Annotated in this window: 12 protein-coding genes; 8 read left to right on the top strand and 4 right to left on the bottom strand. The window is 75.1% G+C overall.

What is annotated here, in order from left to right; genetic code table 11:
• Window positions 1–145: 145 nt before the first annotated feature.
• Window positions 146–1,465, bottom strand: coding sequence for a type VII secretion integral membrane protein EccD (gene eccD / locus MJ876_RS16755; RefSeq protein ID WP_240238062.1), 1,320 nt, complete (start codon window positions 1,463–1,465; stop codon window positions 146–148).
• Window positions 1,462–1,770, bottom strand: coding sequence for a hypothetical protein (locus MJ876_RS22320; protein ID WP_240238059.1), 309 nt, complete (start codon window positions 1,768–1,770; stop codon window positions 1,462–1,464). Before MJ876_RS22320 ends, eccD begins: the two co-directional genes overlap by 4 nt.
• Before the next feature lie 229 nt (window positions 1,771–1,999).
• Here MJ876_RS22320 and MJ876_RS16745 point away from each other — a divergent pair, with 229 nt between their 5' ends.
• From MJ876_RS16745 to MJ876_RS16720, 6 genes are all read left to right on the top strand, one after another.
• On the top strand, window positions 2,000–2,344 hold the full coding sequence (locus MJ876_RS16745; RefSeq protein WP_240238058.1) for a hypothetical protein: 345 nt from the start codon (window positions 2,000–2,002) through the stop codon (window positions 2,342–2,344).
• Between the two features lie 56 nt (window positions 2,345–2,400).
• Complete coding sequence (locus tag MJ876_RS16740; protein ID WP_240238057.1) at window positions 2,401–3,114, top strand: AzlC family ABC transporter permease; 714 nt, start codon at window positions 2,401–2,403, stop codon at window positions 3,112–3,114.
• Window positions 3,111–3,431 (top strand): AzlD domain-containing protein, encoded by a 321-nt coding sequence (locus MJ876_RS16735; RefSeq protein ID WP_240238056.1) that lies wholly within the window; start codon window positions 3,111–3,113, stop codon window positions 3,429–3,431. Before MJ876_RS16740 ends, MJ876_RS16735 begins: the two co-directional genes overlap by 4 nt.
• Window positions 3,428–4,072 carry a YigZ family protein gene (locus MJ876_RS16730; protein ID WP_240238054.1) on the top strand — a complete coding sequence of 215 codons (645 nt, stop codon included), beginning with the start codon at window positions 3,428–3,430 and terminating at the stop codon, window positions 4,070–4,072. The genes MJ876_RS16735 and MJ876_RS16730 overlap by 4 nt, the downstream gene beginning before the upstream one ends.
• A 345-nt stretch (window positions 4,073–4,417) precedes the next feature.
• Window positions 4,418–4,948 (top strand): DinB family protein, encoded by a 531-nt coding sequence (locus tag MJ876_RS16725; RefSeq protein WP_240238053.1) that lies wholly within the window; start codon window positions 4,418–4,420, stop codon window positions 4,946–4,948.
• Between the two features lie 41 nt (window positions 4,949–4,989).
• Window positions 4,990–5,367 carry a pyridoxamine 5'-phosphate oxidase family protein gene (locus tag MJ876_RS16720; RefSeq protein ID WP_240238052.1) on the top strand — a complete coding sequence of 126 codons (378 nt, stop codon included), beginning with the start codon at window positions 4,990–4,992 and terminating at the stop codon, window positions 5,365–5,367.
• Here MJ876_RS16720 and MJ876_RS16715 read toward each other — a convergent pair.
• Together MJ876_RS16715 and MJ876_RS16710 are read right to left on the bottom strand one after the other, a co-directional pair.
• Window positions 5,364–6,728: an AarF/ABC1/UbiB kinase family protein gene (locus MJ876_RS16715; RefSeq protein WP_240238051.1), complete on the bottom strand. Its 1,365-nt coding sequence runs from the start codon at window positions 6,726–6,728 to the stop codon at window positions 5,364–5,366. The genes MJ876_RS16720 and MJ876_RS16715 overlap by 4 nt on opposite strands.
• Before the next feature lie 63 nt (window positions 6,729–6,791).
• Entirely contained in the window at window positions 6,792–8,279 is a 1,488-nt protein-coding gene (locus MJ876_RS16710; protein WP_240238049.1) for a GAF domain-containing protein, read from the bottom strand.
• A 156-nt stretch (window positions 8,280–8,435) separates the two neighbouring features.
• Between MJ876_RS16710 and MJ876_RS16705 the strand changes: the two genes are divergently transcribed.
• On the top strand, window positions 8,436–9,485 hold the full coding sequence (locus MJ876_RS16705; protein ID WP_240238046.1) for an amidohydrolase family protein: 1,050 nt from the start codon (window positions 8,436–8,438) through the stop codon (window positions 9,483–9,485).
• A 28-nt stretch (window positions 9,486–9,513) separates the two neighbouring features.
• The coding region (locus tag MJ876_RS16700) for an iron-sulfur cluster assembly protein (protein ID WP_240238044.1) at window positions 9,514–9,866 on the top strand (353 nt) is incomplete at its 3' end.

The raw sequence follows: 9,866 nt of genomic DNA, 5'->3' as shown, positions 1-9,866 counted from the left end.
GGGGCTGACCCGGGTGGTGTCCTCGGTCCCGTCCTCGTCGGGCCGCGGGGGGTCGGACGGCGGGTTCTGCAGCCGCCGTCGCACGTCCTGCTCCCAGGACCCGGAGCCCTGGCTCATCGCGACGCCCCCTCGTGGGTCGGCCGGCTCATCCGAAGGTGTCCAGCAGGTCGCCGTAGACCCCGAAGCAGCCGACGAGCACGGGCAGGAGGGCGAGGACGACGAGGCCCTCGACCCGGGTGGCGACCCGCCGCCCCCGGGCCGCCAGGACCTCCCCGGGGGTCACCAGGGCGGCCGCGACGACGCCCACGCCGACGGCCGCGAGGACGGCGGCGACGGGCCAGGCGAGGTCCGGGTCGTCCGCCGCCAGGAGCGTCGCGAGGGCCACGGGGACGACGGCCGCCGAGGTCCAGAGCGCGGCGCGCTGCGCGGCCAGCGGGAAGTGGCGGGCGCGCAGGACGACGGCGGCGCACACCAGTCCGGCGAGGGTGGTGGGCCACACCTCGAGCCCCGAGTCCGTCACCAGCCGGTGGCCGGCGAGCCCGGCGACCACCGCGAGCGCCACGACGCCGCCGGTCAGGCCCTGGTGGGCCCGGGCGAGAGCGGTGTCGGCGTCACGGACGCGGACCTCCCCGCCGCGGACGACGGTCGCGTCCGACGAGAAGACCCCGGACGCCGCGAGGGCGAGGCGCGGGACCAGGCCGAGGAGCAGGACGGCGGCGGTGGCGGTGACCCCGGCGGTCAGCACGTCCCGTCCGGTCAGGGCCTGCGCCACGAGGGCCAGCAGTCCACCGCCGACCAACGTCGCCGCCGCGAGACCGGCGGGCAGCAGGGCGCCCGTGCACCAGCCCACGACGCCGACGGCCAGCAGGGCGGCCACGCCCCACCACGCCGCGTCGGGTCCGGCGGGTTCGACGGCGAGCGCCAGCCACCCGACGTACAGACCGAGGGCGAGCCCGCCGAGGGACCACGCGGGCTCGACCGCGACCCGGCTCAGCCCCGCCGAGGCGACCGCTGCCACGCCGACCGCCGTCCACAGCACCAGGTCCCGGGGCCCGGGGTCCGTGGCCAGGAGCGCCGCGGCGCCCAGGACGAGGGCGCCGACGAGGGAGAACACCCAGCGGCGCGCCGACGGGGTCCAGCGCCCGCGGGGCGACGCGGCCTCGGTGACCTCGACGAGGTCGTAGACCAGGGGCGCCGGCGGGGCCTCCCCGGACGTCACCAGGCGGAGCTCGGCGCCGTCCAGGACGGCCGCGTCGGCCAGGCTCCCCTCGGGGTCGAGGACCACGCCGGCGGCCGTGACGACCTCGTGGCGCCCGAAGGCCGGCGGCTCGCCCAGCAGGTCGAGGAGGGTCGGCACCAGCGTCGCGACGGGCTGGTCCGTCGGCAGCGCCAGGTCGGCGTTGCGGTGGCTGCCGAGCACGGTGGCGCGCACGTAGGGGGTGGTGCCGCGGTCGGTCGTGCTCACGCGGCCGCCCCGGCGTCCTGGTCGGCGGCGCCGCCGGCCGGCGTCGGCAGGCTCTGGGGGGACGGGGTGACCGGGGCCGTGGGCACGCCGCCGGGCGGGTTCTCGGCGAAGAGCTGCTGGACGAACGAGGTCGCCACGCAGCCGGCCGCGATGACCGCGGCCAGCAGGGCCCCGCCGATGAACGGACGGATGCGGTCGTGCCACTCCCGGCGCAGCCGGTCCGGCCCGAACATCAGGGCCGCGGTCAGCCGCTGGCGGCGCACGGCGACGGCGTCGATCAGCTGCTCGTCGTAGGTGTAGGACACAGTCGGCTCCCTCCGTGCGCGGTCCGGGGGCAATGCTAGACAGCGGACAGGTTCCCGACGGCGCTCAGCCGGTCACCGGCGCCGCCCGGCCCGGGGCGACCCGCGGGGCCGACCCGACCCGACCCCCGCCTGCGGTGGGGGCGGTGGTGACGGCGGGCGCACCCCTGGGGGTGTGGTCCCGACCACAACACCTGTGTACCCAGCAACAAAACGCCTGTACTGTCAACCCATGAGTCCCGCCGTTGACCTCGGAGACCTGGACCGGGCCGTGGCCCAGCACCTGCCCGGGTACCTCGTGACCGTCTCGCGGCGCGGCCGCGTCCGGACGTCCAGCGTGGAGCCGCGGGTCGAGGACGGTCAGGTCGTGGTGGACGGCGCGGGCCCGGGGCTGCTGAGCGACCTGCGGGCCCACCGGGACGTCACCTTCATCCTGCCGCCCGCCGAGCCCGACGGGTTCACCCTGCTGGTCGACGCCGTCGCCGACCGGCGCCGCGACCTCCCTCCGGGCCAGGTCCGGCTGACGCCGTCGAGCGTCGTCCTGCACCGCGCGTCGAACAACGCCGCCGCCTCCTGACGGGGCGGGACGACCGCCCGGACGGGAGCGGACGCGGTCCGCGATGATGGGCCGCGATGACGACGGACGGCCCGACCTCCGAGCCCGGACGCGACCCGGAGGACCGCGCGTCCTTCCGTCGCGGCCTGCGGGTCGGGGTCCCGATCGGCGTCGTGGTCGGCCTGGTCGGGGTGTCCTTCGGCGTCGTCGGCGTCCAGTCCGGGCTGACCCCGCTGCAGGCGCTGGTGATGTCGGCCCTGGTGTACGCCGCGTCCGGCCAGATCGCCGCCGTCACCGTGATCGGCAGCGGAGGTGGCCTGCTGCCCGCCGTCCTCGCCTCGGGGCTGATGAGCTCGCGCTTCCTCGCCATGGGTCTCGCGCTCACGCCCTCCCTGCGCGGCGGTCGTCTGTCCCGCGCCGCGCAGGGCCAGGCCGTCGTCGACACCTCCTGGGCGATGGCGAACAACGGCGACGGCACGTTCGACCGCTGGCTGCTGTTCGGGTCGTCGGCCCCCCAGTACGTCCTGTGGATCGCGGGCACCGCTCTCGGCGCCTGGGGCGGTGGGCTGCTGGGTGACGTGGACCGCTGGGGTCTCGACGCCGTCTTCCCCGTCTTCTTCCTCTCGCTGCTGATCGGTGAGCTGCGCGGCACCGGCTCCCGGGCGATCGCGGCCGCCGGGGCCCTCGTCGCGCTGGTCCTGATCCCGCTGACCCCGCCCGGGGTCCCGGTGCTGGCGGCGTCCGCCGTCGCGCTCGTCGGCCTGCGACGACGGGCCGGGGGTGGCGCATGAGCACGACCCAGGTGTGGCTCCTCATCGGGCTCGTCGCGCTCATCACGGCGCTGATCAAGGGCGCCGGACCGCTCGTCCTCGGCTCCCGCCGGCTCCCGCCCCGCATGGTCGGGGTCATCACGCTGCTGCCGTCGGCGCTCCTGGCCGCGTTGGTCGTCACGACCGCCCTGGCCGACGGCGGGGCGTTGCGGATCGGCGCCACGGCCGGCGGCGTCGCCGTCGGCGGCCTCGCACTCCTGCTCCGCGCACCGCTCGTGCTCGCGGTCGTGCTCGCGGTCGGGGCGACCGCCGGCCTCCGGGCGCTGGGCGTCGCGTGAGCGCCGACGCCTACCTGGTGCCGGCGCGCGCGTCGACCGCCGAGACCGAGGTGACGCGCTCCCGCTTCCTCGCCACCGTCGAGCGCGTCGGGGACGAGGACGCCGCCCGGGCCGTGGTCGAGGGACTGCGCCGCGCCCACCACGACGCCCGCCACCACTGCTCGGCCTGGGTCCTCGGCCCCGACCGCGCGATCGAGCGCAGCCACGACGACGGCGAGCCGGCCGGGACCGCCGGCGCGCCGATCCTCGAGGTGGTCCGGGGATCGGGCCTCTCCGACGTCGTCGTGGTCGTGACCCGGTGGTTCGGCGGCACGTTGCTGGGCGCCGGCGGCCTCGTCAGGGCGTACGGCGACGCCGCGCGCGCGGGCCTCGACGCGGCCGGCAGCCGTCGACGGCTGCGCCTCACCGAGCTGACCCTGACGCTGCCCCACGCCGACGCCGGTCGGGTCGAGGCCTCGCTGCGCGACGCGGGGGTCGCCGTCCTCGACGTGGCCTGGGCCGAGGCGGTGACCCTGCGGCTCGGCGTCCGACCGGACGCCGTCCACGACCTCCACGCCCGCGTCGCCACCCTCACCGGCGGCTCCGCCTCGGCGGACCCCGCGGGCTCGTCCTGGGTGGACGCGCCCGCCACCGCTGGTTGAGGTGCGGGCGCAGCGAGCCTCCCGCCGACCGCCCGTAGTCCCCGACGTCATGACCCTGGATCCGGCCCGGGGAGGGTCGGAGCGTGGGGGACTATCCGCCTGGCGCGCCGTGGGTGACCGTCGGCCGGGTGGTCCCCGACGTCATGACCCTGGATCCGGCCCGGGGAGGGTCGGAGCGTGGGGGACTATCCGCCTGGCGCGCCGCGGGTGACCGTCCGCCGGGTAGTCCCCGACGTCATGACCCTGGATCCGGCCCGGGGAGGGTCGGAGCGTGGGGGACCATCCGCCCGGCGGGCCGCGGGAAACCCGCTCGCGGCCCGGCGGTCGCGGGGTGAGGATGGCCTCGTGACCGAGACGCCGCCGGAACCGCCGATCGCCGGGAGCGAGGTCGAGGTGCTGCGCGGCTTCCTCGACTTCTACCGCGTCGTCCTGCGCCGGAAGACCGACGGGCTGGACGCCGCGGCCCTCGACCACCCGCTGCCGCCGTCGACGATGACGCTCGGCGGGATGCTGAAGCACCTGGCGTTCGTCGAGCAGCACTGGATCGGCTACATGGCCGCCGGGCACGACCAGGTCGAGCCATGGGCCTCCGCACCCTGGGCGGACGACGAGGACTGGGACTGGCACTCCGCCGCGGACGACGACCCCGACGCGGTCCGTGTGCTCCACGCCCGCACGGTGGAGCGCTGCGACGCGCTCCTCGACGACCTCGTCACCGGGCCCGAGGGTCTCGACCGGCTCGTGGCGCGGACGGGCGGGCACGGCGGGCGCGTCAGCCTGCGGTGGGTGCTGGTGCACCTCGTCGAGGAGTACGCCCGCCACGCCGGCCACGCGGACCTGCTCCGGGAGGCCGTCGACGGCGTCACGGGGGACTGAGCCCCCGTGCCGACGCCCTCGTCCCGACGTACGGTGGCGCCATGAGCAAGCAGGTGGACCTCGCCGACCTCGCCGACGCCGTCGCCCAGCACCCGCCGGGCTACCTCGTCACCGTCGGCCAGGACGGCCGCGTGAAGGCCGTGACGGTCGAGCCGCGCGTCGAGGACGGCGTCGTCGTCCTCGACGGCCCCGGCAAGGGGTCCACCGCCAACATCGCCGCGAACCCGGCGGTCACCCTGATCCTGCCGCCGGCGCAGCCGAAGGGCTTCACCCTGCTGGTGGACGGCGAGGCCGAGGTCGTCGGCGGCCCCGACGGCCAGGCGCGGGTCACCCCGGCGACGGCCGTGCTGCACCGCCCGGCCAAGCACGCGGACGATCCCACCGACTCCGCGTGCGGCCACGACTGCGAGCCGGTCTAGGCCGGCTCGTCCGCGAAACCCGGCAGCCACTCCTCGAGGATGGCTCGGAACGGCGCCTCCGCCTCGAGCTGGCAGAGGACGCCGATGCCGCCGAGCCACGTCCGGTGGATCAGCAGGTACGAGGGGGGCAGGTTCAGCTTCAGCGCCACGTTGAACGCCGGGTTGCGCGGGTCGTTGATGCGCTGGAAGACCTCGCGCATCCACGCCCGGCTGAAGCGGAACCGCTCCTCCATCGTGGGCACGATGAACGGCGAGAGGTACTCCAGGACCTGCGCCGGGTCGACGTCGACCTTGTCGCGGACGAAGTTCTCCTCCCGCAGGCCCCGCAGCAGCGCCTCGTCGTCCTGCTCGCCGCCGATGCGGATCAGGCGGCCCATCGCGGACGGCAGCTCGCGGTCGGGGAGGCGGGCGACGGCGCCGTAGTCGAGCACGCCGAGCCGGCCGGGTCCGCCGTCCTCGGCGGGGATGACGCGGTAGTTGCCCGGGTGGGGGTCGGCGTGGAGCATCCCGGTCCGCGACGGGCCCGAGAACAGGAAGCGGGAGAACAGCTCGCCGTAGTGGTCGCGCTCCTCGGTGGTGCCCTCCGCGATGGTGCGGGCCAGGGAGTGCGCCGAGTCCATCCACTCGGTGATCAGCACGGTCTCGGAGACCTCGACGACGTCGGGGACGACGATCTCGGGGTCGTCGCGGAACTCCTCGGCGAAGACCCGCTGCGCCTCGGCCTCGAGCGGGTAGTCCAGCTCGTCGGACGACCGCTCCTGAAGCTCGGCGACGAGCGGGCCCAGCTCCATGCCCGGGAACAGCGGCCCGACGCTCTTCGCGAGCCGCGCCAGGGCCTTGAGGTCGGCGCGGAGGTTGGTGGCGGCGTCCGGGTACTGCACCTTGACCGCGACCTCGCGCCCGTCGTGCCACCGGCCCTTGTGCACCTGGCCGATGGACGCCGCGGCGCTCGGGCCGCCGTCCAGCCAGGTCAGCCGCTCCTGCCAGTCGGCGCCGAGCTCGCGCGCCAGGATGTCCTTGACCGTGCGGGTGGCCATCGGGGGTGCGGCGTCCTGCAGCTTCGTCAGCTCGTCGCGGTACGGCGCGGCGGCCTCCTCGGGCAGCGCGGCCTCGAGGACCGACAGCATCTGCCCCATCTTCATCGCCCCGCCCTTGAGCTGGCCCAGGGTGCGGAAAATCTGCTCGGCGGTGCGCTGCTGCACCTCGGTCATGACGGCCTCGGCGGGTCGTCCGCCCAGCCGCTTGCCGAAGCCGACGGCGCGGCGCCCGGCGTACGTCACGGGCAGGGCGGCGAGCCGCGCCGTGCGGGCGGCGGCCTTCCGCGTCAGGTCACGTCCACCCTCGTCGCGGTCACCGGCCATGCCCCTAGTGTGCCCAGCGCCACCTATCGGCAAGCCGCGCGACCCGCCGCCGCGCGGCGCGGCTCAGGCCTTCGGCACGCGGATGCCGTAGCGGCCGACCTTGCGGTAGACGGTCGCCCGCGACATGCCCAGCTCGTCGGCGGCCTCCTGCATCGAGGTGCCGGGGCGCGACAGCACCCGGATCAGCTCGTCGCGCTCGAAGGCCTCGATGCGCGACAGGCGCGGACCCGCCGGCGTCAGCAGGGACGGCGGCAGGTGGCGGACGTCGACCAGGTCGGTCCGGGTCGCGGCCGCGCGGACCGCCTCCACCAGCTCCGTGACGTTGCCGGGCCACGCGTGGTCGGACAGGGCGCGCTCGGCGGCCGGGGTGAAGCCCACCTCCCGGCCGCGGGCCCGCCACGCGGCGTGTCGGGCGAGGGGGAGGACGTCGGCGGTCCGCTCCCGCAGCGGCGGGAGGTCGAGCAGGGTCTCGACGAGACCGGCCAGGGGCGCGGGCACGTCCTCGAAACGCTCGGCCGTCATCGAGATGGCGACCCGGCCGGCGCCGTCCGCGGGGCTGGTCGCGCGGGCCGACAGCACGAGGTCGCGCAGCCGCTCGGCGGCCCACGCGGGCAGCGCGTCCACGCCGCACACCACGACGGAGGTGTGGGGCTTGGCCAGCTCGGGGCTCCACAGGTCGAGCCACGCCTCGACGTCCTCGGGGGCCGGCGCCGAGGCGGCGAGGATGCGCCCCCGCGGTGCGATCTGCCGCTCGGCCTGGGCCAGCAGCGTGGCCCGGCCGACGCCCCGCTCGCCGACCACCGTGACGATCCGCCCGTCCCGCAGCGCGGAGACGGCCCGGGCCGAGGCGTCGCTCCAGGCCCCGCCCAGGTCCGCGAGGGTGCCCGCGCCGGGCTCGAGGCGCGGGGCGGTGACGCGGAAGAGCGGGGACCGGGTGGCGGAGCGTCCGCCGTCCGCGCCGGACCGGGCGAGCATCAGCGCCGACGTCGTCGCCGCCGCCGACTGCGACAGGGCGAGCAGCAGGTCGCTCTTCTCCCGCGACCAGGTCGTGAGGTTGACCGCGCCGAGCAGGTGGCCGGTCCGCGGGTCCTGCACCGGCGTCGCCGCGCACGTGTACGCCGCGAGGCTGTGCGAGTAGTGCTCCTCGGCCCTCACGACCGTCGGCATCCGGTCGGCCAGCGCGAGCCCGAGCCCGTTGGTGCCGGCCTCGCGCTCGGCGTAGCTGAAGCCGGGGGCGAGGTGGACGGCGTCCAGCTCCCTCAGCAGGTCGTCGTCGCCCGAGCGCCGCTCGAGGACGACGCCGTCCGCGTCGGTCAGCATCAGGCTCACCGGCTCGGCGCCGAGCGTGCGGTGCAGGTCGGCGAGGACCTCGGCGCCGCAGCGCTGGAACAACGACGTCTCCTCGACCCGCCCGGAGAACACGGGCTGCACCTCGTCGGCGGGGACGCCGTACTCCTCGCTGCGCAGCCACGAGGCCCGCAGGCGCGCGGGGACGCCGTCCGCGCAGTCGCAGTCGACCGGCGCGTGGCGCGAGAGGTGGTTGTGGCTCATGGAAACCCCCAGGACGCCGTCGGAGGGACTGACGGCGTGTGACCGAGGTTACGTCTCAGAGTGAGACAGCGCGAGGGGTCGCATCCGGTGGTGGCGGACGTAGCGTCCGGGACGTGCCGCCGTGACAGCCGTCACGCGCGATCCCGAGGAGGCTGCATGTACACGAAGGACGGCGAGAAGTACTTCATCGTCGACGCCCACATCGCCCTGTGGGACGCCCGCGAGGAGAACCAGAAGAACATCCACGGCAAGCAGTTCATCGACTGCTTCTACGACTACCACCGCAACCTCTCGCCGGAGTCCGAGGTCTGGACCTACGACGAGTACCTGTACCAGGGCGGTGAGCGTCTGATGAAGGACGTCTTCACCGACGGCTACGCGGACCACGCCATCTTCCAGCCGGCCTACCTGCACGAGTTCTACAAGTCCGGCTTCGGCCAGTCCGAGGAGGCGTCGCAGCTCGCCGCGAAGCACCCCGACAAGCTGACCTACAACCACAACTTCGACCCCCGCAACGGCGAGGCCGGTCTCGACCAGCTGCGTGCGGACGCGGAGAAGTACGGCCTGAAGGGCGTCAAGCTCTACACGGCCGAGTGGCACGGCGAGTCCCGCGGCTGGAAGCTCGACGACCCCTGGGCCTACCGGTACTTCGAGCTGTGCCGCGAGCTGGGCATCACGAACATCCACATCCACAAGGGCCCGACGATCCGCCCGCTGGACCGTGACGCCTTCGACGTGGCCGACGTCGACCACGTGGCCTCGGACTTCACCGACCTCAACTTCATCGTCGAGCACGTCGGCCTGCCGCGCCTCGAGGACTTCTGCTGGATCGCCACCCAGGAGCCCAACGTGCACGGCGGCCTCGCGGTCGCGATGCCGTTCATCCACACCCGCCCGCGCTACTTCGCGCAGATCATGGGCGAGCTCCTGTACTGGATCGGCGAGGACCGCATCCAGTTCTCCTCCGACTACGCGATCTGGACGCCGAAGTGGCTCGTCGAGAAGTTCGTCGACTTCCAGATCCCCGAGGACATGACCGAGTACGCCCCGATCACCACGGCGCAGAAGAAGAAGATCCTCGGTCTCAACGCCGCGAAGATGTACGACATCCCGGTGCCGGCCGAGCTCCAGCTGCCCGAGGAGGGTGCCCCCGCCACGGGTCCGCGCGACACCGAGGCCGTCGACCCCGACCTGCAGCCGGCCTGAGCGGACCGCCCCACCGAGAGGAGTGGCAGTGACCAGCACGCTCACCCCCGAGACGACCGGGCGGCTGACCCGGGACGAGGTGATGACGGCGCTCGACGTCGTCCTCGACCCCGAGCTCGACGAGCCCATCACGGACCTGGGCTTCGTCCAGTCGGTGACGTTCCGCGACGACGACGCCCTGGAGGTGCACCTGCGCCTGCCGACGTCGTTCTGCTCGCCGAGCTTCGCCTACCTGATGGTGTCCGACGCCAAGGACGTGCTGACCGCGTTGGTCTCCGCGGCCGACCACGACGCCCCGGGTCGGGGGGGGGGGGGGGGGGGGGGGCCCCCCCCCGCCCCCCCCCCCCCCCCGGGGCGCGCGGCGGCCCCGCGGGGGCGCGG

It is taken from the genome of Nocardioides sp. CFH 31398, assembly GCF_022436705.1.
In the GTDB taxonomy this organism is placed as follows: Bacteria; Actinomycetota; Actinomycetes; order Propionibacteriales; family Nocardioidaceae; genus Nocardioides.
This window is presented reverse-complemented; position numbering and strand designations above follow the sequence as displayed.

Excerpts from the sequence above, each read along its gene's own strand:
- MJ876_RS16740 (WP_240238057.1), top strand. The coding sequence starts at position 2,401 with ATGACGACGGACGGCCCGACCTCCGAGCCCGGACGCGACCCGGAGGAC.
- MJ876_RS16710 (WP_240238049.1), bottom strand. The coding sequence starts at position 8,279 with ATGAGCCACAACCACCTCTCGCGCCACGCGCCGGTCGACTGCGACTGC.
- MJ876_RS16705 (WP_240238046.1), top strand. The coding sequence starts at position 8,436 with ATGTACACGAAGGACGGCGAGAAGTACTTCATCGTCGACGCCCACATC.
- MJ876_RS16735 (WP_240238056.1), top strand. The coding sequence starts at position 3,111 with ATGAGCACGACCCAGGTGTGGCTCCTCATCGGGCTCGTCGCGCTCATC.
- MJ876_RS16745 (WP_240238058.1), top strand. The coding sequence starts at position 2,000 with ATGAGTCCCGCCGTTGACCTCGGAGACCTGGACCGGGCCGTGGCCCAG.
- MJ876_RS16715 (WP_240238051.1), bottom strand. The coding sequence starts at position 6,728 with ATGGCCGGTGACCGCGACGAGGGTGGACGTGACCTGACGCGGAAGGCC.
- MJ876_RS16720 (WP_240238052.1), top strand. The coding sequence starts at position 4,990 with ATGAGCAAGCAGGTGGACCTCGCCGACCTCGCCGACGCCGTCGCCCAG.